Annotated in this window: 18 protein-coding genes; 3 read left to right on the top strand and 15 right to left on the bottom strand. The window is 71.1% G+C overall.

Features of this window, described 5'->3' with window-relative positions:
• Positions 1 to 71: 71 nt before the first annotated feature.
• Positions 72 to 1,301: a DUF349 domain-containing protein gene (locus tag J2X68_RS20150; RefSeq protein ID WP_310433923.1), complete on the top strand. Its 1,230-nt coding sequence runs from the start codon at positions 72 to 74 to the stop codon at positions 1,299 to 1,301.
• Positions 1,302 to 1,379: 78 nt separating this feature from the next.
• Here the strand turns inward: J2X68_RS20150 and J2X68_RS20145 are convergent, their stop codons facing one another.
• From J2X68_RS20145 to pgsA, 15 genes are all read right to left on the bottom strand, one after another.
• Positions 1,380 to 3,902, bottom strand: coding sequence for a RelA/SpoT family protein (locus tag J2X68_RS20145; RefSeq protein WP_310433922.1), 2,523 nt, complete (start codon positions 3,900 to 3,902; stop codon positions 1,380 to 1,382).
• Positions 3,903 to 4,083: 181 nt separating this feature from the next.
• Positions 4,084 to 4,632: an adenine phosphoribosyltransferase gene (locus J2X68_RS20140; RefSeq protein WP_310433921.1), complete on the bottom strand. Its 549-nt coding sequence runs from the start codon at positions 4,630 to 4,632 to the stop codon at positions 4,084 to 4,086.
• Positions 4,629 to 5,741: a protein translocase subunit SecF gene (secF, locus tag J2X68_RS20135; RefSeq protein ID WP_310433920.1), complete on the bottom strand. Its 1,113-nt coding sequence runs from the start codon at positions 5,739 to 5,741 to the stop codon at positions 4,629 to 4,631. Before secF ends, J2X68_RS20140 begins: the two co-directional genes overlap by 4 nt.
• 3 nt (positions 5,742 to 5,744) lie before the next feature.
• Positions 5,745 to 7,523: a protein translocase subunit SecD gene (secD, locus tag J2X68_RS20130; protein WP_310433919.1), complete on the bottom strand. Its 1,779-nt coding sequence runs from the start codon at positions 7,521 to 7,523 to the stop codon at positions 5,745 to 5,747.
• A 134-nt stretch (positions 7,524 to 7,657) separates the two neighbouring features.
• Positions 7,658 to 8,173, bottom strand: coding sequence for a preprotein translocase subunit YajC (gene yajC / locus J2X68_RS20125; protein WP_310433918.1), 516 nt, complete (start codon positions 8,171 to 8,173; stop codon positions 7,658 to 7,660).
• Positions 8,174 to 8,348: 175 nt separating this feature from the next.
• Entirely contained in the window at positions 8,349 to 9,407 is a 1,059-nt protein-coding gene (gene ruvB / locus J2X68_RS20120; RefSeq protein ID WP_310433917.1) for a Holliday junction branch migration DNA helicase RuvB, read from the bottom strand.
• Between the two features lie 9 nt (positions 9,408 to 9,416).
• On the bottom strand, positions 9,417 to 10,022 hold the full coding sequence (gene ruvA / locus J2X68_RS20115; RefSeq protein WP_310433916.1) for a Holliday junction branch migration protein RuvA: 606 nt from the start codon (positions 10,020 to 10,022) through the stop codon (positions 9,417 to 9,419).
• Positions 10,019 to 10,564 carry a crossover junction endodeoxyribonuclease RuvC gene (ruvC, locus tag J2X68_RS20110; protein WP_310433915.1) on the bottom strand — a complete coding sequence of 182 codons (546 nt, stop codon included), beginning with the start codon at positions 10,562 to 10,564 and terminating at the stop codon, positions 10,019 to 10,021. Before ruvC ends, ruvA begins: the two co-directional genes overlap by 4 nt.
• A gap of 151 nt (positions 10,565 to 10,715) precedes the next feature.
• A complete protein-coding gene (locus tag J2X68_RS20105; RefSeq protein WP_310433914.1) occupies positions 10,716 to 11,468 on the bottom strand; it encodes a YebC/PmpR family DNA-binding transcriptional regulator in 753 nt (250 codons plus the stop codon).
• Positions 11,469 to 11,541: 73 nt separating this feature from the next.
• Complete coding sequence (gene pdxT, locus J2X68_RS20100) at positions 11,542 to 12,153, bottom strand: pyridoxal 5'-phosphate synthase glutaminase subunit PdxT (RefSeq protein ID WP_310433913.1); 612 nt, start codon at positions 12,151 to 12,153, stop codon at positions 11,542 to 11,544.
• Between the two features lie 8 nt (positions 12,154 to 12,161).
• Positions 12,162 to 13,073 (bottom strand): pyridoxal 5'-phosphate synthase lyase subunit PdxS, encoded by a 912-nt coding sequence (gene pdxS / locus J2X68_RS20095; protein ID WP_171396135.1) that lies wholly within the window; start codon positions 13,071 to 13,073, stop codon positions 12,162 to 12,164.
• 172 nt (positions 13,074 to 13,245) lie between these two features.
• Positions 13,246 to 13,797: a hypothetical protein gene (locus J2X68_RS20090; RefSeq protein WP_310433912.1), complete on the bottom strand. Its 552-nt coding sequence runs from the start codon at positions 13,795 to 13,797 to the stop codon at positions 13,246 to 13,248.
• 34 nt (positions 13,798 to 13,831) lie between these two features.
• On the bottom strand, positions 13,832 to 15,001 hold the full coding sequence (locus J2X68_RS20085; protein WP_310433911.1) for a glycosyltransferase family 4 protein: 1,170 nt from the start codon (positions 14,999 to 15,001) through the stop codon (positions 13,832 to 13,834).
• Positions 14,998 to 15,915: a phosphatidylinositol mannoside acyltransferase gene (locus J2X68_RS20080; RefSeq protein WP_310433910.1), complete on the bottom strand. Its 918-nt coding sequence runs from the start codon at positions 15,913 to 15,915 to the stop codon at positions 14,998 to 15,000. Before J2X68_RS20080 ends, J2X68_RS20085 begins: the two co-directional genes overlap by 4 nt.
• Entirely contained in the window at positions 15,912 to 16,727 is an 816-nt protein-coding gene (gene pgsA / locus J2X68_RS20075; RefSeq protein WP_310434025.1) for a phosphatidylinositol phosphate synthase, read from the bottom strand. Before pgsA ends, J2X68_RS20080 begins: the two co-directional genes overlap by 4 nt.
• A 218-nt stretch (positions 16,728 to 16,945) precedes the next feature.
• Between pgsA and J2X68_RS20070 the strand changes: the two genes are divergently transcribed.
• Positions 16,946 to 19,141: an elongation factor G-like protein EF-G2 gene (locus tag J2X68_RS20070; protein WP_310433909.1), complete on the top strand. Its 2,196-nt coding sequence runs from the start codon at positions 16,946 to 16,948 to the stop codon at positions 19,139 to 19,141.
• A gap of 198 nt (positions 19,142 to 19,339) precedes the next feature.
• Positions 19,340 to 21,001, top strand: coding sequence for a hypothetical protein (locus tag J2X68_RS20065; RefSeq protein ID WP_310433908.1), 1,662 nt, complete (start codon positions 19,340 to 19,342; stop codon positions 20,999 to 21,001).
• Positions 21,002 to 21,123: the final 122 nt, after the last annotated feature.

Below are 21,123 nucleotides of genomic sequence, written 5' to 3'. Positions count from 1 at the left end.
GCCGTGACGAAACTGTGGACGATGCCCGGGGGCGCTGAAGCCCCTCGGAGGCATCATGTGGAGGAGGCGCTGTGAGCAGCGACCCGTGGGGCCGCGTCGACGAGACGGGGACCGTGTACGTGCGTACGGCCGACGGCGAGCAGGTGGTCGGTTCCTGGCAGGCAGGCTCCCCCGAGGAGGCGCTGGCCTATTTCGAGCGCAAGTACGAGGGCCTGGTTGTCGAGATCGGCCTCCTCGAGAAGCGAGTGAAGACCACCGATCTGTCGACCAAGGACGCGCAGGTCGCGATCGACCACATCCGCGAACAGGTCGACGCGCACCACGCGGTCGGTGACCTCCAGGCACTGCGGGACCGGCTGGACAAGCTCGTGACGACCGTCGAGTCGCGGCGCGAGGAGCGCAAGCAGCAGCGGGCCAAGCAGTCCGACGAGGCCCGCAAGGCCAAGGAGGAGCTGGTCGACGAGGCCGAGCAGCTGGCGCAGTCCGACCAGTGGCGGGCCGCCGGTGAGCGGCTGCGGGCGCTGGTGGACACCTGGAAGGGGCTGCCGCGTCTGGACCGCAAGTCGGACGACGAGCTGTGGCACCGGTTCTCGCACGCGCGCTCGGCGTTCTCCAAGCGCCGCAAGGCGCACTTCGCGCAGCTGGACGCGCAGCGCGAGGAGGCCCGCCGGACCAAGGAGCGGCTGGTCTCCGAGGCCGAGGCGCTGTCCGGTTCGTCGGACTGGGGTCCGACGGCGGCCCGCTACCGCGAGCTGATGGCGGAGTGGAAGGCGGCGGGCCGCGCCCAGCGCGAGCACGAGGACGACCTCTGGAACCGCTTCCGCGGCGCCCAGGACGTCTTCTTCGCCGCTCGCAGCTCGGTGTTCGCCGAGCGGGACGCGGAGCAGACGGAGAACCTGAAGCTCAAGGAGGAGCTGGCCGAGGAGGCCGAGAAGCTCCTGCCGATCGGCGACCTGAAGGCCGCGCGTGCCGCGTTCCGCTCGATCAACGAGCGCTGGGAGGCCATCGGCCACGTGCCGCGCGACGCCCGGCCGAAGGTCGAGGGCCGGATGCACGCCGTGGAGCGGGCGATGCAGGAGTCCGAGGAGGCCGAGTGGCGCCGGACGAACCCGGAGGCACGCGCGCGTGCCGCGGGTCTGACCGGTCAGCTCCAGGCCGCCGTGGACAAGCTGCGGACGCAGATCGACCAGGCCCGCGCCCAGGGCAACTCCGCGAAGGCGGACAAGCTGGAGCGTGAGCTCGAAGGCCGTCAGGCGCTGCTGGACCAGGCCCTGAAGGGTCTCCAGGAGTTCGGCGGCTGATCCGGGCCGCCGACCCGCCGGGCCGGACGCACGAAGAGACCCCCGTACATCGCGTACGGGGGTCTCTCGCGTGCTGGGCTACGGCCTGCGCGCCGAGGTGACCCGGTAGACGTCGTAGACGCCCTCCACGCCGCGTACGGCCTTCAGGACGTGCCCCAGGTGCTTGGGGTCGCCCATCTCGAAGGTGAAGCGGGAGGTGGCCACCCGGTCGCGGGACGTCTGGACCGCCGCGGACAGGATGTTGACGTGCTGGTCGGACAGCACCCGGGTGACGTCCGAGAGGAGGCGGGAGCGGTCCAGGGCCTCGACCTGGATGGCGACCAGGAAGACGGAGGACTGCGTGGGCGCCCACTCGACCTCGAGGATGCGCTCCGGCTCGCGGGACAGCGACTCCACGTTGACGCAGTCGCTGCGGTGAACCGATACACCACTGCCGCGCGTGACGAAGCCGATGATCGGGTCGCCGGGCACGGGCGTACAGCAGCGGGCCAGCTTGACCCAGACGTCGTCGACGCCCTTGACGACCACGCCGGGGTCCTGGTTGCTGCGCCGCTTGCGGCCACGGGTGCGGGACGGGACCGTCTCGTCGATCTCCTCGGTGGCCGCCTCCTCGCCGCCGAGGGCCTGCACCAGCTTCTGCACGACGTTCTGCGCGGCCACGTGACCCTCGCCGATCGCCGCGTAGAGCGAGGAGATGTCCGGGTAGCGCATCTCGTGCGCCAGCGTGACCAGCGAGTCGCCGGTGAGGATGCGCTGGATCGGCAGGTTCTGCTTGCGCATGGCGCGCGCGATGGCGTCCTTGCCCTGCTCGATGGCCTCGTCGCGGCGCTCCTTGGAGAACCAGGCGCGGATCTTGTTGCGGGCGCGCGGCGACTTGACGAAGTTCAGCCAGTCCCGGGAGGGCCCGGCCCCGGCCGCCTTGGAGGTGAAGACCTCCACCAGGTCGCCGTTGTCCAGGGTCGACTCCAGCGGGACGAGGCGTCCGTTGACCCGGGCTCCTATGGTGCGGTGGCCCACCTCGGTGTGCACCGCGTAGGAGAAGTCCACGGGCGTGGCGCCGGCCGGCAGCGCTATCACGTCACCCTTGGGCGTGAAGACGAAGACCTCGTTGCGCGACAGGTCGAAGCGCAGCGACTCCAGGAACTCGCCGGGGTCCTCGGTCTCCTTCTGCCAGTCGAGGAGCTGCCGCAGCCACGCCATGTCGTTGAGGTGGTCGTCCTTGCCGGTGGTCCTCGGCTGGTCCGAGCGCACCTTGGAGGCGCCGGCGACGGCCTCCTGCTTGTACTTCCAGTGCGCGGCGATGCCGTACTCGGCGCGGCGGTGCATGTCGAACGTGCGGATCTGGAGTTCGACCGGCTTGCCGTTGGGGCCGATGACCGTGGTGTGCAGCGACTGGTACATGTTGAACTTGGGCATCGCGATGTAGTCCTTGAACCGGCCGGGGACCGGGTTCCATCGCGCGTGCACCGTGCCGAGGGCCGCGTAGCAGTCCCTGACGGTGTCCACCAGGACGCGGATGCCCACCAGGTCGTAGATCTCCGCGAAGTCACGGCCGCGGACGATCATCTTCTGGTAGACGCTGTAGTAGTGCTTCGGGCGGCCGGTCACGGTCGCCTTGATCCGGGCGGCGCGCAGGTCGGCCTGGACCTCGTCGGTCACTATGGCCAGGTACTCGTCACGCTTCGGAGCCCGCTCGGCCACCAGCCGTACGATCTCGTCGTACATCTTGGGGTAGAGGATCGCGAAGGCGAGGTCCTCCAGTTCCCACTTGATGGTGTTCATGCCGAGCCGGTGGGCGAGCGGCGCGTAGATCTCGAGGGTCTCGCGCGCCTTCTTCTCCTGCTTCTCGCGCTTGAGGTACCGCATCGTGCGCATGTTGTGCAGCCGGTCGGCGAGCTTGATGACCAGAACGCGCGGGTCCTTGGCCATGGCGACGACCATCTTGCGCACGGTCTCGGCCTGCGCGGCCTCGCCGAACTTGACCTTGTCCAGCTTGGTGACGCCGTCGACGAGCAGGGCCACCTGGTCGCCGAAGTCGCGGCGCAGGTCCTCCAGGCCGTACTCGGTGTCCTCGACCGTGTCGTGCAGCAGGCCGGCCATGAGCGTGGCCGGGTCCATGCCCAGTTCGGCGAGGATCGTGGTCACCGCGAGCGGGTGCGTGATGTACGGGTCGCCGCTCTTGCGCTTCTGACCTCGGTGCCAGCGCTCGGCGACCTGGTAGGACTTCTCGATCTGGCGCAGCGTCGACGTCTCGATCTTGGGGTCGTTGCTGCGCACTATCCGCAGCAGCGGTTCCAGGACCGGGTTGTACGGGTTCTGCCGCTGGACGCCGAGCCGGGCGAGGCGGGCGCGGACGCGGTTGGAGGAGCCGGAGCGGGGCGACGGCTGCCCGGCGGCCGGACGCCCGGCGGGCACGGCCGGGGAGCCCTCGGGCTGGGCCGGCTTGGGCCGGGACTGCTCGGCCGGCTTGTCGACGGGCGCGGACCGGTCGTGCTCGACCGCCCCCCGGCTGTCGTCCTTCGCCTGCGACGCGGGCGTGGCCGCGGCACCCGAGGCGGACTCGGGCTTGGCGGCGGTCAGGTGCTGGGCCTCGTCTGGCAAGAGGACTCCTCGTGCGCGATCCGGGTCCCCGGTCAGGCTCCGGAGCACCCATCGTAGCGATCCTGAGCTCCAGGATCGCCTTCAGGCCGATGTGAGGGCCGTCTACCGGGAAACACCAGGGGCGGGCTCCGGATTCCTCCGGGCCCGCCCGCTCGGCGTACGACGGTCTCCTGGACCGCGCTCAGATCGTGAGCAGCGCCTCCAGAGGCGCGCCGCCGAGGGCCGCCTCGAGACGGGGACGGCCGTCGAGGAAGCCCAGCTCCATCAGGACGGCGACGCCCGCCACCGAGGCGCCGGCCCGGTGGATGAGCGCGATCGACGCCTCGGCGGTGCCGCCGGTGGCGAGGACGTCGTCGACGATCAGCACCCGGTCGTCGGCGGACAGGTCCTCGGCGTGCACCTCGATCTCGGCCGAGCCGTACTCCAGGTCGTAGGCCTGGCCGAGGGTGGCTCCGGGGAGCTTGCCGGCCTTGCGCACGGGGATGAAGCCGAGACCGGCCCGGACGGCGACCGGGGCGCCCAGGATGAAGCCCCGGGCCTCCAGGCCGACGACCTTGGTGGCGCCGGTCCGCCCGGCGATCCCGGCGAACGCGTCGGTGAGCGCGGTGAACGCCACCGGGTCCGCCAGGAGCGGGGTGATGTCCTTGAACATCACCCCCGGCTCCGGGTAGTCGGCCACGTCACGGATGCGGCTGTGCAGCAGCGCCGTGATGTCGGTGAGCTCGGTCATCGGCGCTTCCCCGACGGACGGCCCCGGCCCCGGCCCCGGGACGCGGGCTGGTTGCGCGGGCCGACGACCGCGGCCTCGGCGTCCTCCGGCTCGTCGCCGTAGGTGTCGTCGCCGCGGGTGGGCGCGGGCGCCTCCCCGGCCGCCACCTGGGCGCGCTTGGCCAGGACGCGCTTCTTCAGCGCCTTGATCTGCGGCTCGCGCTCCTTGAGGTCGGCGACGAGCGGCGTGGCGATGAAGATCGACGAGTACGCGCCTGCCGCGAGGCCGACGAACAGCGACAGCGAGATGTCGTTGAGGGTGCCCGCGCCGAGGAAACCGCCGCCGATGAACAGCAGTCCCGCCACCGGCAGCAGCGCGACGACCGTGGTGTTGATGGAACGGACCAGGGTGCCGTTGATCGAGCGGTTGGCGATCTCGCTGTAGGTGAAGCGGGTCTGCTTGGTGAGGTCCTTCGTCTGTTCCTTGAGGGAGTCGAAGACGACGACCGTGTCGTACAGCGAGTAACCCAAAATCGTCAGCAGGCCGATCACCGTGCCGGGCGTGACCTCGAAGCCGACGAGGGCGTAGATGCCGACCGTGATGGTGATGTCGTGGATCAGGGCGACGAGGGCCGCGATGGCCATGCGCCACTCGAAGGCGATGGCCAGGTAGATCACAACCAGCACCATGAAGATCGCCAGGCCCTGCCAGGCCTTGCTGGCGATCTGGTCGCCCCAGCTGGGACCGACCAGCTCGGCGGTGATCGTCTCCGGGTCGGCCTTGAAGTCCTTGGCGAGGTCGGTCTTGATCGCGGTGGACTGCTTGATGTCCATGCCGGCGATCTGGATGCGCATCGTGCCGTTGCCCAGCTTCTGCACGACCGCGTCGTGGCCGGACGCCGACTTCGCGTACTCCTCGGCCTGGGAGACGGAGACGCTCGTCTTCTCGGTGGTGAAGACGGCGCCGCCCTGGAAGTCGATGCCCATGTTCAGGCCGCGCACCGCCAGGCCGACGATGGCCGTGATGGTGATCAGGATCGAGATGCTGTACCAGAGCTTGCGGTGGCCGATGAAGTCGTAGCTGATCTCGCCACGGTGCAGCCGGGCGCCGAGGTTACCGAGTTTCGACATCGCTCAGGCCTCCTTCGTCTCGACGGGGCCGGCGGCGGGACCGCCGGGACGGCGGGTGCGGCGCAGCGGAGGCTGGGCACCCAGGCTCTTCGGGTCGAGGCCGGACCACTTGTGGCCGCTCGCGAAGAACTTCCGCCGAGCGATGAGCGTCATCAGCGGCTTGGTGAAGAAGAAGACCACGACCACGTCCAGGACGGTGGTCAGGCCCAGGGTGAACGCGAAGCCCTGCACCTTGCCGACCGTGACGATGAAGAGCACGGCGGCGGCGAGGAACGACACGAAGTCGGAGACCAGGATGGTGCGCCGGGCCCGCGGCCAGGCCCGCTCGACGGCGGGACGCAGCGTACGGCCCTCGCGGATCTCGTCCCGGACGCGTTCGAAGTACACGATGAACGAGTCCGCCGTGATGCCGATGGCGACGATGGCGCCGCAGACGGCGGGCAGGTTCAGCGCGAAGCCGATGGCCGGGCCGAGCAGCGCCATGAGCACGTAGGTGAGGGCCGCGGAGACCAGCAGCGACGCGAGCGCGATGAGCGCCAGGCCGCGGTAGTAGGCCACCAGGTAGATCACGACCAGCAGGAGGCCGATGGCGCCGGCCAGCAGACCGGCGTGCAGCTGGTCACCGCCGAGGGCCGCGGTCACCGTGGTCACGCTCTGCTCCTGGAAGGAGAGCGGGAGCGCGCCGTAGGACAGCATGTTGGCGAGGCCCTGGGCCTCCTCCTGCGTGAAGCTGCCCGAGATCTGGGCCTGGCCGCCGGTGATGGAGGAGCTCACGTACGGGCTGGAGACGACGTTGCCGTCGAGCACGATGCCGAACTCGTTCTGCGGCTGGGTGTTCTGCGCGAGCTGGCCGGTGATCGTGGCGAACTTCTTGGCGCCGGACTTGTTGAAGTCCATGGTGACCTGCCAGCCGGCGGCGGTCTGCGTGTCGTAGACGGCCTGGGCCTTGTCGACCTCGGTGCCGTCGACGGCGGCCGGGCCGAGCAGGTACTTGTACCAGACCTTGTCGATCTCACCGCAGGCCACGGTCGTGTCCCCGGGCTTGACGCCCTCGCCGGCCGTGGCGCGGACCGACTCCTTGGAGCAGTCCAGGGCCGCGTACTTGGCCTGGAGCGCGGCGTCGTCCGCGGTGACGGCGCCGCCGCTCGTGGAGGCCGACGGGCTGGCGGAGGAGCCGGCGGAGGCGGAAGCGGAGGCCGACGGGGTGGCGTCGGCCTTCAGCGCGTCGGTGACGGCGCGGCCCTGCGAGGTGGCGGAGGCCGACGGGGAGGACGAGGAGGTCGCCTTCTCACCGGTGCCGGAGGCGCTCGCCGAGGGGCTCGGGGAGGCGCTGGACGAGCCGGTCGCGGACGCGCTCGGCGAGGCGGTGACGGCGGCGCCGGTGGCCTCCTGGGCCAGGACCGGACGGAAGTACAGCTTGGCGGTGGTGCCGACCTGCTCCCGGGCCTTCTCCGAGTTGGTGCCCTTGGGGATGTTCACGATGATGTTGTCGCTGCCCTGGGTCTGCACCTCCGCCTCGGAGACGCCCAGCCCGTTGACACGGCGGTTCATGATCTCGACCGCGGTGTCCATGTTGGCCTTGTTGATCGCTGATCCCTGGTCCGACTTCGCCTTCAGCGTGATGCTGGTACCGCCGGCAAGGTCGATGCCGAGACGCGGAGTGGTGTGACCGGAGGCGAACATGCCTGCGGTGAGCCCCACGATGGCGATCAGGATCAGGGCCAGCGAGCGCCCTGGCTTGCTCTGGGCACTCGCGCTCCGGCCCTTCTTAGGTGCTGCCACCTTCTCGTACTCCCTCTCGGGCCGCCTCGCGCCGGGTCAGCGCGGCGGCGGCCATGACATGGTGTCGGGATCCCCTGGCGAGATGCGCGCGCCCCGGCGCGGACGGGTGGGACCCGTGCGCGCCGGGGACATGGCTACTTCTTCGCGTCGGAGTCGCCGTCGGTCTTCTTCGGCTCTTCGGCGACCTCGGCCTGCTCGGCGTCGGCGGCCTTCTCCTGCACCTCGTCGGTGGCGTCCTTCTTGCCGAGGTCGACGGACTTGTCGTCGGAGGCGGCAGCTTCGTCGACGGAGTCGTCGGTCCCGGCGGACCCGGTGAGGGAGGAGGCGTCGTCCGGGACGACGTCGGAGTCGGACTTCAGGTCGTGCTCGATGCCGTGGACGATGCGGTTGTACTCGTCGTCGGTCAGGACGGCACCGATGGAGTTCTTCGCGAAGAGCAGGTCGACGCCCGGACCGGCGTCGAGGAGGACCGTGTCCTCGTTGACCTCCTTCACCGTCGCGTACATGCCCCCGATGGTGCGGACACCACTGCCGGGCTGCATGTCGTTTCGCATGGCGGCGGCCTGCTGCTGCTTCTTCTTGGCCGACCGGGTCATCAGGAACATGGCCCCGATGAGCACGATGAACGGGAGGAGGGTCACAGGACTCACGGGACGGACTTCCTTCGGACGACCGCGATGATGGAGCGGCCTGTTGGATGGGGGTTGTGTGCTGCCGACAACGGCGGCATCGGCGGAGTCTAAGCGAGTCCGCGCGCATGGAACAACGCTCAGCATGGCACCTGGGTTCCTGACCCGGCCAACACCTCCGCCGCGGCCCTGCGCGTCACGCCCCGAAGAGGTCCTGTTGTCCATTTCCCCGATCCGGGGTGAGACCGAGGTGCGCCCACGCGGCCGGGGTCGCCACCCGGCCTCGCGGAGTACGGGCGAGCAGTCCCTCCCTCACCAGGAAGGGCTCGGCGACCTCCTCCACGGTCTCACGCTCCTCCCCCACCGCCACGGCGAGCGTGGACAGACCGACCGGGCCGCCGCCGAACAGTTTCAGCAGCGCCTCCAGGACCCCGCGGTCGAGACGGTCCAGGCCGCGGCCGTCCACCTCGTAGACCTTCAGCGCGGCCTCCGCGATCGCGCGGGTGATCCTGCCGTCCGCCTTGACCTGCGCGTAGTCGCGTACGCGGCGCAGCAGGCGGTTGGCGATCCGGGGGGTGCCGCGGGAGCGGCCGGCGATCTCGGCGGCGCCGTCGGTGTCGATCTCCACGTCGAGCAGGTCCGCGGAGCGGTGGATGACCCGCTGGAGTTCGGCGGGCTCGTAGAACTCCATGTGCGCCGTGAAACCGAAGCGGTCGCGCAGCGGGGGCGGCAGCAGGCCCGCGCGCGTGGTGGCGCCGACCAGGGTGAACGGGGGCAGCTCCAGCGGGATGGCGGTGGCGCCGGGGCCCTTGCCGACGATGACGTCGACGCGGAAGTCCTCCATCGCCATGTAGAGCATCTCCTCGGCGGGCCGCGACATGCGGTGGATCTCGTCGAGGAAGAGGACCTCGCCCTCCTGGAGGGAGGAGAGGATCGCCGCGAGGTCGCCCGCGTGCTGGATGGCGGGGCCGCTGGTGATGCGGATCGGGGCGCCCATCTCGGCGGCGATGATCATCGAGAGGGTGGTCTTGCCGAGGCCCGGGGCACCGGAGAGCAGCACATGGTCGGCGGTGGCGCCCCGCGCGCGGGCGGCGCGCAGGACGAGGTCGAGCTGTTCGCGGACCTTCTCCTGGCCGATGAACTCGCCCAGGTCCTTGGGGCGCAGCGCGGCCTCGACGGCCTGGTCCTCACGGTCGGCGACCGAGCCGACCAACCGCTCCGGGGCGGTCTCTTCGGTCGTGTCGTCCCAGTTCACTGACGTCTCCTAGCGGGCGCGGTTCAAGGTCTGAAGGGCGGCCTTCAGGAGGTGGCCCACCTGGGGGGCGCCGTCCGCGGCCTCGGCCTGCGGGGTCACGGCGGCGACCGCTTCGTCGGCCTCGCGGGTCGCGTAGCCGAGGCCGATCAGGGCGGCGTGCAGCTGGTCGCGCCAGCCGCTGGTGACCGGTGCGCCGACCACGGGGGCGCCGAGCGGCTCGCCCAGGCGGTCCTTCAGTTCCAGCAGCAGCTTCTGGGCGCCCTTCTTGCCGATGCCCGGCACGGCGACCAGGGCCTTCTCGTCGCCGGTGGCCACCGCGCGGCGCAGGGCGTCCGGGGCGTGCACGGCCAGCATCGCCTGGGCCAGCCGGGGGCCCACCCCGCTCGCCGTCTGGAGCAGCTCGAAGACCTGGCGCTCGTCGTCGTCCACGAAGCCGTACAGGGTGAGCGAGTCCTCCCGTACGACGAGGGAGGTGGCGAGCTTGGCCGGCCGGCCGAGCCGGAGCGTGGACAGCGTGTTCGGCGAGCACTGGATGGCCATGCCCACGCCACCCACCTCGAGGACGGCGGTGTCCGGAGCGAGGGCGGCGACGGTGCCGCTGACGAAGGCGATCATGCCGTACGGCCTTTCGGTGTCTGTGCTGCGGCCGTGTGCAGGGCGACGGCCCGCTGGAGTCGGTTCTGCGCGGGGCCGCGCCAGATGTGGCAGATGGCGAGCGCGAGGGCGTCGGCGGCGTCGGCGGGCTTGGGGGGCGCGTCCAGCCGCAGCAGGCGGGTGACCATCGCGCCGATCTGGGCCTTGTCGGCGCGGCCGCTGCCGGTGACGGCGGCCTTGACCTCGCTCGGGGTGTGCAGCGCGACGGGGATGCCGCGGCGGGCGGCGCACAGCATGGCGACGGCGCTGGCCTGGGCGGTGCCCATGACGGTGCGGACGTTGTGCTGGCTGAACACCCGCTCCACGGCGACGTATTCGGGTCGGTACTCGTCGAGCCAGCGCTCTATACCCTGCTCGATGCCGACGAGGCGCAGCCCCAACTCGGCGTCCGCGGGCGTTCGTACGACCCCCACGCCGACCATGGTGAGCGGCCGGCCCGCGACGCCCTCGACGACACCGACACCGCATCGCGTCAGTCCGGGGTCCACCCCCAATACCCGCACGCGTCTTCCCCTCTTCGCGGCTGAACCGCCGCTGCGGTCCGTGGACGGTGATCTCTGACGTCCGCCAGGCTATCCGCTGCCACCGACAACGACGTCGGGCCGGTAGGACGTGTCCCACCGGCCCGACGGATGCGCTCAGCCCGCGGCGGAGCTACGCGTCGACCTTCTCCATGACCTCGTCGCTGACGTCGAAGTTGGCGAAGACGTTCTGCACGTCGTCGCTGTCCTCGAGCGCGTCGATCAGCCGGAAGATCTTGCGCGCGCCCTCCTCGTCCAGCTCGACCTGCATGGTCGGGACGAAGTTGGCCTCGGCGGAGTCGTAGTCGATGCCCGCGTCCTGGAGGGCGGTGCGGACCGCGACCAGGTCGGTGGCCTCGGAGAGGACCTCGAAGGACTCACCGAGGTCGTTGACCTCCTCGGCGCCCGCGTCGAGGACCGCGCCGAGCACGTCGTCCTCGGCCAGCTCGCCCTTGGGGACGATGACGACGCCCTTGCGGTTGAACAGGTACGACACCGAGCCCGGGTCGGCCATGGAACCGCCGTTGCGGGTCATGGCGACGCGGACGTCGGAGGCGGCGCGGTTGCGGTTGTCGGTGAGGCACTCGATGAGGACCGCGACGCCGTTCGGGCCGTAGCCCTCGTACATGATCGTCTCGTAGTCCGCGCCGCCGGCCTCGAGGCCGCCGCCGCGCTTGACCGCGGAGTCGATGTTCTTGTTCGGGACCGACTGCTTCTTGGCCTTCTGGATGGCGTCGTAGAGGGTCGGGTTGCCCTCGATGTCGACGCCGCCCATCCGGGCCGCCACCTCGATGTTCTTGATCAGCTTCGCGAAGAGTTTGCCGCGCTTGGCGTCGATCACGGCCTTCTTGTGCTTCGTCGTAGCCCATTTAGAGTGGCCGGACATCTGCCTGTCTCCTTCGCGTAACCCACCTGATCCGAACTCCCGCAGACCTCGGGGATCTGGGGACCCCCAGATCCTACAAGGAGCCCGCCACCCGGTTCGCGCGCACCATGTCGACGAACAGGGCGTGCACACGGTGGTCGCCGGTCAGTTCCGGGTGGAACGAGGTGGCGAGCGCGTTGCCCTGGCGGACGGCGACGATGTGGCCCTCGTGCTCGGCGAGCACCTCGGCCTCGGCTCCGACGGACTCGACCCAGGGGGCGCGGATGAACACGCCCTCCACCGGCTCGCCCGCGATGCCGTCCACGTCGAGGGCGGCCTCGAAGGACTCGTTCTGCCGCCCGAACGCGTTGCGGCGCACGATCATGTCGATGCCGCCGACGGTCTCCTGGCCCGAGCGCGGGTCGAGGATCTTGTCGGCGAGCAGGATCATGCCCGCGCAGGTTCCGTAGACGGGCAGACCGGCCCGCACCCGCGCGCGAAGGGGTTCCATCAGGCCGAAGAGGACGGCCAGCTTGGAGATGGTGGTCGACTCGCCGCCGGGGATGACGAGACCGTCGACCTCGGCGAGTTCCTCGGGGCGCCGCACCGGCCTGGCCACGGCGTCGGCCGCGGCCAGGGCGATGAGATGCTCCCGGACGTCGCCCTGGAGTGCCAGGACGCCTATGACAGGGGCTTCGTGGCTCATGGCAGTGGTTACCAGCCGCGGTTGGCGTAGCGCTCGGCCTCGGGCAGCGTGTCGCAGTTGATGCCGACCATGGCCTCGCCCAGGTTGCGGGAGGCGTCCGCGATGATCTTCGGGTCGTCGTAGAAGGTGGTCGCCTTCACGATGGCGGCGGCGCGCTTGGCCGGGTCGCCGGACTTGAAGATGCCGGAGCCGACGAAGACGCCCTCGGCGCCGAGCTGGCGCATCAGCGCGGCGTCGGCCGGGGTGGCCACGCCGCCGGCGGAGAACAGCACGACCGGGAGCTTCCCGAGCTCGGCGACCTCCTTGACCAGCTCGTACGGGGCGCGCAGGTCCTTGGCGGCGGCGTACAGCTCGTTGTTGTCGAAGCCGCGCAGCCGGGCGATCTCGTTCTTGATCTGGCGCAGGTGACGGACGGCCTCGACGACGTTGCCGGTGCCGGCCTCACCCTTGGAGCGGATCATCGCGGCGCCCTCGGCGATACGGCGCAGGGCCTCGCCCAGGTTGGTGGCGCCACAGACGAAGGGGGTGGTGAACGCCCACTTGTCGGAGTGGTTGACCTCGTCGGCCGGAGTGAGGACCTCGGACTCGTCGATGTAGTCGACGCCGAGCGACTGGAGGACCTGGGCCTCGACGAAGTGGCCGATACGGGACTTCGCCATCACCGGGATGGAGACCGCCTCGATGATCTCCTCGATCATGTTGGGGTCCGACATCCGGGCCACGCCGCCGTCCTTGCGGATGTCGGCCGGGACCCGCTCCAGTGCCATGACGGCCACCGCGCCGGCGTCCTCGGCGATCTTCGCCTGTTCGGCGTTGACCACGTCCATGATCACGCCGCCCTTGAGCTGCTCGGCCATGCCGCGCTTCACGCGCGCGGTGCCGGTCTCGGGGGTCTGGTTCTCGGAGATCGTGCTGGACACGGAGTGACCTCACTCGTAGGAAAAGGGGGTTGGGCAGCACTGAGGAAACGCGAGTGGACCAGTCCACAGCAAGGGCCAATGACAAGCCCGTGGATCCTTTTGGTCGATCATGAAGGCCGCACGGGGCCCGCCGACGGCCCTTTTCGGCGGGCGCACCCCGCCGTCCACCGGCTCAGGCCGCGCGGTCCGCGAGGGCGGGCGGCGGTTCGTCGTCCATCTCGAACGCCATCGGGAACGGGGCGTGGCCGGCCAGCCGGAACCAGCGGACCTTGCGGTGCTGGCGCAGTCTGCGGACCGCGCCCACCGCGTCGTTGTGGAAGCGGCGGGCCATGGGGACCCGGCGGACGGCCTCGGTGAGCTCACGGGCCGCCGCGTCTCCCCCGGGCGCCTCGCGCACGACGTCCAGTTGCCGCGCGTCCGCGAAGACGGCCCGCAGGGCCTGGCTGAGCTCGCTCTCGGCGACCTCGCGCTGCTCCTCCTCGGCCTGACGCGCCGCGTGCGCGGCCTCGTACAGGACGATCGAGGCGGCCGGGTCGAGCACCTTGGAGGTGGCCAGTTCCTGCGCCACGGACGCCCTGCGCAGCAGCTGGGCGTCCAGCGCGGCGCGGGCGGCGTCGATACGGGAGTGCAGCCGGTCCAGCCGCCCCGCCGTCCAGCTCAGGTACAGGCCGATCGCCACGAGGACGACCAGGGTCCAGATCAGGGTTGCGGTCACGGGCGGCAAGGCTACCGGTGACCCTCACGGCGGCGGGGCGGGGTCAGTCGCGCGCCAGCCCGAGCCGGCCCCGCAGGCCCGCCGATCCCCGGTCGTCGTCGGCCGCCACGGCGGCCGCGCCGGCCGTCACCGTCTCGTACACCGACAGGATGTCCGCGCCGACGGTCGACCAGTCGAAGCGCCGCACGTGCGCGCTGCCCCGCTCCCGCAGCCCGGCCAGCCGCTCCGGGTCGCGCAGGAGCCGCACCGCCGCCTCGGCCAGGGCCTCGGCGTCCTCGTTGGCGAACAGCTCGCCGGCCGCGCCCTGGTCGAGGACCTGGGCGAAGGCGTCCAGGTCGGAGGCGAGCACCGGGGCCCCGGCCGACATGGCCTCGACGAGGATGATGCCGAAGCTCTCCCCGCCGGTGTTGGGCGCGATGTACAGGTCGACGCTGCGCAGGAAACGCGCCTTGTCCTCGTCGCTGATCATGCCGAGGAACTCCACGCGCGCGTGCAGCTCCTTCGGCAGGTTCTCCACCGCCTCCTTCTCGTCGCCGCGGCCGGCGATGAGCAGCCGGGCCTCCGGGCGCTCGGCGAAGATCCTCGGCAGGGCCCGCATCAGCACGGGCAGGCCCTTGCGCGGCTCGTCGATGCGGCCGATGAAACCGATCGTGCCGCCCTGCCACTCGGGGTTGGGCTCGGCCCGGGCGAAGAAGTCGACGTCGACGCCGTTGGGGATGACGACCGCGTCCCCGCCGAGGTGCTCCACCAGCGTGCGCCGGGCGTACTCGCTCACCGCGATCCGCGCGCTGATCTTCTCCAGGGCGGCCTGGAGGATGGAGTACGCGGCGATCATGGCGCGTGAACGCGGGTTGGACGTGTGGAAGGTGGCCACGATCGGGCCCGAGGCCGCCCAGCAGGTCAGCAGGCCGAGCGACGGCGAGGTCGGCTCGTGGATGTGGACGACGTCGAACGACCCGTCGTGCAGCCAGCGCCGTACCCGGGCGGCGGACAGGAAGCCGAAGTTGAGGCGCGCCACCGAGCCGTTGTACGGCACCGGGACCGCGCGGCCGGCCGAGACGACGTACGGCGGCAGCGGGGTGTCGTCGTCGGCCGGGGCCAGGACGGAGACCTCGTGGCCGAGCCGGATGAAGTACTCGGCGAGGTCGCGGATGTGGAACTGGACGCCGCCCGGCACATCCCAGGAGTAGGGGCAGACGATGCCGATTCTCACGCGGGCTCCCCGTCCGACGGGCGCGGTTCGAGATCCGCGAGCCACAACCGCTGCAACATGTGCCAGTCCTCCGGGTGGTCGGCGATGCCGGTGGCGAAGGCGTCTGCCAGCGACTGTGTCATGACAGACGTCTTCTCGGCCCGCGTACCTGACTCGGGTACCTCGACCGGGGGATGCACCTGGCCCCGCATGACGGGCGAGTCGTCGTACCAGAGCGTGACGGGGAGCAGCAGCGCGCCGGTCTGCTGGGCGAGCAGGGCGGGTCCTGCGGGCATCGTGGCGGTGTCCCCGAAGAAGGTCACCTCGACCCCGGAGGCGGACAGGTCGCGCTCGGCGACCAGGCAGACCAGCCCGCCGTCGCGCAGGCGCCGCGCCAGGGTGCCGAAGGCGCTGCCGCCGCTGTGCGGCAGCACCTCCATGCCGAGGCCCTCCCGGTAGGCGACGAACCGGTCGTACAGCGTCTCCGGCTTGAGTCGCTCGGCGACGGTGGTGAAGGGCGTGCGGAGCGCGGTGGTGACCCAGGCGCCGGCCAGGTCCCAGTTGGCCATGTGCGGCAGGGCCAGGATGACGCCCCGGCCGGAGGCGATGCCGTCGGTCAGATGGTGCAGGTCCTTGGCGGTGAAGCCGTCGGTGATGCGCTCGGCGCTCCAGGCCGGCAGCCGGAAGGACTCCATCCAGTACCGCAGGTACGAGCGCATTCCCGCGCGCGAGAGCTCGGCCAGGCGCTCGGGGCCGGCGTCGGGCACCACGCGCGCGTAGTTGCTCTCGAGCCGCAGCACACCCTTGCCGCGCCGCTTCCACGCGAGGTCGGCGACGGTGCGGCCGAGGCGTACGGCGACCGGCTCGGGGAGCTTCTTGACGGTGCTCCAGCCGAGGCCGTACAGCGCGTCGGCCAGACGCTCCTGGACGCTCACTTCGCGGCCTCGCTCCCCTGCGCCTCGTGTCCTGGTGACTGCGGGGTCCGGGGGGACTGCGGGGTCTGCGGCGTCTCGGGGGTCGGTCCGCTCTCCGGGGTCTGCCCGCTCTCCCGGGTCGCGGCGGCCTCCGCCTCGGCCGACTCGCGGCGGACCGTGACGACCCGCTGGATCAGGGTGACGAGGCTGCCCACGGCGACGATCCACAGCGCGATCGGCAGCAGCACCTGGATGCCGGGCACACCGAACGCGTGCAGACCCGCCAGACCGGCCGCGACCAGGGAGATCACCAGGCGCTCGGCGCGCTCCACGAGCCCGTTGACGGCGACCGGCAGGCCGATCGACTCGCCCCGGGCCTTGGTGTACGACACCACCTGGCCGCTGGCCAGGCAGAAGATCGAGACGGCGCACAGGACGTTGTCGTCGCCGTTGCCCGCGTACCAGAGCGCGAAGCCGCCGAAGATCGCGCCGTCGGCCACCCGGTCGAGCGTGGAGTCCAGGAACGCGCCCCAGCGGCTGGTCCGGCCGAGCTGGCGGGCCATGTTGCCGTCGACCAGGTCGGAGAAGACGAAGAGCGTGATCACGATCGTGCCCCAGAAGAACTCGCCCCTGGGGTAGAAGACCAGCGCGCCCGCGATCACGCCGGCGGTGCCGAGAAGCGTGACCGTGTCGGGGCTCACACCCCGGCGGATGAGAAACGCGGCGAACGGTGTGAGGACACGCGTGAAGAATGCACGCGCGTACTTGTTCAGCATGGCCTTCCCGAGGGTCGGTGTCGCCGCGCGGCCCCTGCTGGCCGCCGGCTGGCCCATCGTAGCCACGCGCGCGTGTGTGCGACGGTCGGGCACCCGGACCCCCGTGTCATGGCGCGACCCCGTCCGGGTCTCGGCCGGGTCCCGTCCCCCGTATGGACGAGCCGTGACGGGAGTGGAAAGCTCGAAGGACCGCGGGCGTCGCCGGAGCCGCCATCGCACGCGGGGCCGCCGTGCCCGCGCCCCCAGTGACCTCACCGTGTTCGGGAGGCAAGGAAATGGGCGACAAGGCGAATGCACATCCCGGAGCCGCCGGCAGGGCTACAGCGGCCGACCACCCCGCGTCCGTACGGAATGTGGTGCTGGTCGGCCACTGCGGATCGGGCAAGACGACATTGGTGGAGGCTCTCGCGCTGACGGCGGGAGCGGTGAACCGGGCGGGCCGCGTGGAGGACGGCGGCACCGTCTCCGACTACGACGAGATCGAGCACCGGCAGCAGCGCTCGGTACAGCTCTCCCTGGTGCCGGTCGATTGGGACGGCATCAAGGTCAACATCCTCGACACCCCCGGATACGCCGACTTCGTCGGAGAACTCAGGGCCGGTCTGCGCGCCGCGGACGCGGCCCTCTTCGTGGTCTCGGCGTCGGACGGCGTGGACGGCTCGACCCGGATGGTGTGGGAGGAGTGCGCGGCGGTCGGCATGCCCCGCGCGATCGTCGTCACGCACCTGGAGGCCGCCCGCGCGGACTTCGAGGAGATGACGCGGATCTGCGCGGAGGCCTTCGGCGGCGACGACCCGGACGCGGTCCTCCCGCTGTACCTGCCGCTGCACGGGCCCGAGGGGCCCGACGGGCACGCGCCGGTGACCGGGCTGACCGGGCTGCTGTCCCGGAAACTGTTCGACTACTCCACCGGCGAGCGCAAGGAGTCCGAGCCGGGCGAGGACCAGCTGCCGGCCATCGAGACGGCCCGCAACCGGCTGATCGAGGGGATCATCGCCGAGAGCGAGGACGAGACCCTCATGGACCGCTATCTCGGCGGCGAGCAGATCGACGTCAAGACGCTGATCGAGGATCTGGAGCGGGCCGTCGCGCGCGGCACGTTCTTCCCCGTTCTCGCGGCCGCCCCGGCCGCCGAGGGCGCCCGGCAGGGCCTCGGCACGGTCGAACTGCTGGAACTGGTCACCAGGGGCTTCCCGACGCCCCTGGAGCGACCGGCGCCCCGGGTCACGACGATCGACGGCGAGCCGCGCGAGCTGACCGCCTGCGATCCGGACGGGCCCCTGGTCGCGGAGGTCGTGAAGACCTCGTCCGACCCCTATGTGGGCCGGGTCTCGCTGGTCCGGGTCTTCTCCGGCACCCTTCGCCCCGACGAGACCGTGCACGTCTCGGGGCACGGTCTCGCCGACCGCGGCCACGAGGACCACGACGTCGACGAACGCATCGGCGCGCTGTCCGCGCCGTTCGGCAAACAGCAGCGGAACCTGACGCACTGCATCGCGGGCGACCTGGCGTGCGTGGCGAAACTCGGCCGCGCGGAGACCGGCGACACGCTCTCCGCCAAGGGCGACCCGCTCCTGATGGAGCCCTGGCAGATGCCCGACCCGCTGCTGCCCCTCGCCATCCAGGCGCACAGCAAGGCGGACGAGGACAAGCTCTCGCAGGGCCTCGCCCGACTGGTCGCCGAGGACCCGACGATGCGGCTGGAACAGAACCAGCAGACCCACCAGGTGGTCCTGTGGTGTCTGGGCGAGGCCCACTCGGACGTGGCGCTGGAACGGCTGCGCTCCCGCTACGGGGTCCAGGTGGACGTCGTCCCGCACAAGGTGCCCCTGCGGGAGACGTTCGCGGCGACGGCCGGCGGGCGCGGGCGGCACGTCAAGCAGTCGGGCGGCCACGGCCAGTACGCCATCTGCGAGATCGAGGTGGAACCGCTGCCGGGCGGCGCGGGCATCGAGTTCGTGGACAAGGTCGTCGGCGGCGCGGTGCCCCGGCAGTTCATCCCGTCCGTCGAGAAGGGCGTGCGGGCCCAGGCGGCCAAGGGGGTGGAGGCCGGGCATCCACTGGTCGACATCCGGGTCACCCTGCTCGACGGCAAGGCGCACTCGGTGGACTCCTCCGACGCCGCGTTCCAGACGGCCGGCGCGCTGGCGCTGCGCGAGGCGGCGGCCGAGGCGCGGATCCATCTGCTGGAGCCGGTGGCCGAGGTGACCGTGCTGGTCGGCGACGCGTACGTGGGCGCCGTGATGAGCGATCTGTCGGGGCGCCGCGGGCGGGTGCTGGGCACCGAGCAGACCGGCGGCGGACGCACCCTCGTCCGGGCCGAGGTGCCCGAGATCGAGATCGGCCGGTACGCGGTCGACCTGCGTTCCCTCTCGCACGGCACGGCGCGCTTCCGGCGGACGTACGCCCGGCACGAGCCGATGCCGGCCCAGGTCGCCGAGAAGGTCCGCCAACAGGCGCGGAGCGACTGACGGTTGATGCCCGCCGGCTCCCAAGTGGCCGGTGGGGCACCGTAGTGGAAGGTTTCCCTCCGATCCGGCGGGCGGCTTCGGCCGTCCGCCGACGGACGCCGCCGCCTGCGGATACGCTGATGACCTGATCAACAGGTGTGCGAAGTACGGAAGTCGGGAAAGCCGCAGAAGCGGGAGCGGCGGCGATCGGGGGCGGGAATGACCGTTGACAGCGGTTACGCGGACATCTTCGGACCACAGGTGCCGCAGACGGGCGACGGGGGGCAGACACCGACCTTCGCGCTGGCCTCTGCGGCCTACCGGGACAACCCGGTCGAGGACATCAAGAAGGCCGACAACGAATGGCACCAGACCGCGGTCAATCCCGGGCGCAGCTGGGCCAAGATCTTCCGGCCCAACCTCGGCGAGGCGTTCTCCCAGGCGGTGATCGACCGCATGCTGGGGGTCGGCCGCAAGCCGCTCATCCAGTCCTTCGGCAGTGAGCCGCAGGCCGTCGTCGAGCACTGCCTCGCGGCCAACCGCATCCGCCGCGAGCGCGACCAGAAGCTGACCGGCGTGATGCTGCTCTGCGGCGTGCTCTTCCTGCCGGGGCTGCTGGTGTGGCTGCTCGTCTTCCAACTGCGGGCGACGATGGGGAAGCTGGACAACAAACGGGTCTCCGGCATCGGCACCGGGCTGCTCGTCGCCGTGGGCGCGCTGGCCGTGCTCTTCCTGGTCAAGATGCCGTTCGGCGGCATCGTGGGCTGGTACGCGCGCGGGTGCGTCGTGGCGCCCGTGGCCGGCTGGTTCCTGGCCAAGCGGATCTGCGAGGGCACCGCGACGGACCTGCGGGAGCGCTGGGACAGCCTGCTGTCCGGCAGCAGCGTCGGCGCCAAGGTCCCCGAGGCCGTGCCGACCAGCCCGAACCAGACGGCGGCCGAGCAGCTGCGTCAGTCCCTGGCCCGGCTCAGCGCCGAGCAGCAGTCCAACTCGGTCTTCTACGCCGGCCCCAAGGGCATACTCGGCATGGGCACGCGCTGGGGCGCCTGGCATCTCGCCGAGGAGCTGACCCCGCTCGACCCCGTGAAGGGGGTCCACGAGTTCCGCAGCTGGACGGTCGTGCGGGCCATCCACGACCAGCTGAAGCTGCTGCCCCGACAGAGCCTGAAGACCGGCGGCTTCCCGCCGCCCTCGGTCCGGCACTGGATCGTCACCCCGGTCGGCGAGAACGCCAAGGCGGTCGCCCGGCCGGAGGGCACCGACGTCGAGGCGTACCAGGTCAAGCCGCGGGCGATAGAGGACATCTGCAACAACCAGCAGTTCGGCGGCGGCGACCGGCACTACCTGGGCGTCCAGTGGCCTCTCTGGGACGGCCAGTTGATCATCACCATGCTGATCACGGTGACGGTGCTGCACGAGACGCTGCGCATCGAGGTCACCGGGCATGCCCTGGGCCCCGTGAACGGCCTGTTCACCACGAAGTCCGAGGCTCCCACCAAGGAGGTCGCCAAGAGCGTCCGGTTCTGGGAGACGCGGACGGTCAAGCTTCCGCTGGTCACCCCCGACGAGGTGGTGCGGCTGGCCGCGCGGGCGACGATCAGCTGGTATCCGCCGCTGCTGAAGTGGCTCGGCGGTTCCATCGGCCTGCCCGAGCCCTTCGGTCTGCGGCACGCCTGGGCCGACCAGCCGTGGCGGCACCGCTTCATGGCCGACGACGCGCTGCGCGCGGCCACGCCGGTGCTGCGCGTGGTGCACACGGCCGCGATCAAGGTGCTCAAGGAGCACGACGTCGACATCGACAAGTTCAGCTCGCGCTCGTCGGCGCTGAGCGGCGCGGTGCAGGACGTGTCCCCGCGCAAGGCCGACAGCTACGACGCGTAGGCCTCCGGCGGGGGGCCGGAATCGTGCGGGCGCCCGGGGCGCCGGTCCCCCGGGGCTGCGCCCCGCACCCCCGGACCCCTGCTCTCGGCCGCTGAACGGCCTCGTCCTAGAACGCCGGGCGG

It is taken from the genome of Streptomyces sp. 3330 (assembly GCF_031456635.1).
Classification (GTDB): Bacteria; Actinomycetota; Actinomycetes; order Streptomycetales; family Streptomycetaceae; genus Streptomyces.
Note: the sequence above shows the minus strand (reverse complement) of the source record. Positions and strands in the feature narration are given on the sequence as shown.

Coding starts and splice junctions, on each gene's coding strand:
- J2X68_RS20140 (WP_310433921.1), bottom strand. CDS start 4,632: ATGACCGAGCTCACCGACATCACGGCGCTGCTGCACAGCCGCATCCGT.
- secF (WP_310433920.1), bottom strand. CDS start 5,741: ATGTCGAAACTCGGTAACCTCGGCGCCCGGCTGCACCGTGGCGAGATC.
- ruvA (WP_310433916.1), bottom strand. CDS start 10,022: ATGATCGCCTTCGTCAGCGGCACCGTCGCCGCCCTCGCTCCGGACACC.
- J2X68_RS20105 (WP_310433914.1), bottom strand. CDS start 11,468: ATGTCCGGCCACTCTAAATGGGCTACGACGAAGCACAAGAAGGCCGTG.
- pdxT (WP_310433913.1), bottom strand. CDS start 12,153: ATGAGCCACGAAGCCCCTGTCATAGGCGTCCTGGCACTCCAGGGCGAC.
- pgsA (WP_310434025.1), bottom strand. CDS start 16,727: ATGGGCCAGCCGGCGGCCAGCAGGGGCCGCGCGGCGACACCGACCCTC.
- J2X68_RS20070 (WP_310433909.1), top strand. CDS start 16,946: ATGGGCGACAAGGCGAATGCACATCCCGGAGCCGCCGGCAGGGCTACA.
- J2X68_RS20065 (WP_310433908.1), top strand. CDS start 19,340: ATGACCGTTGACAGCGGTTACGCGGACATCTTCGGACCACAGGTGCCG.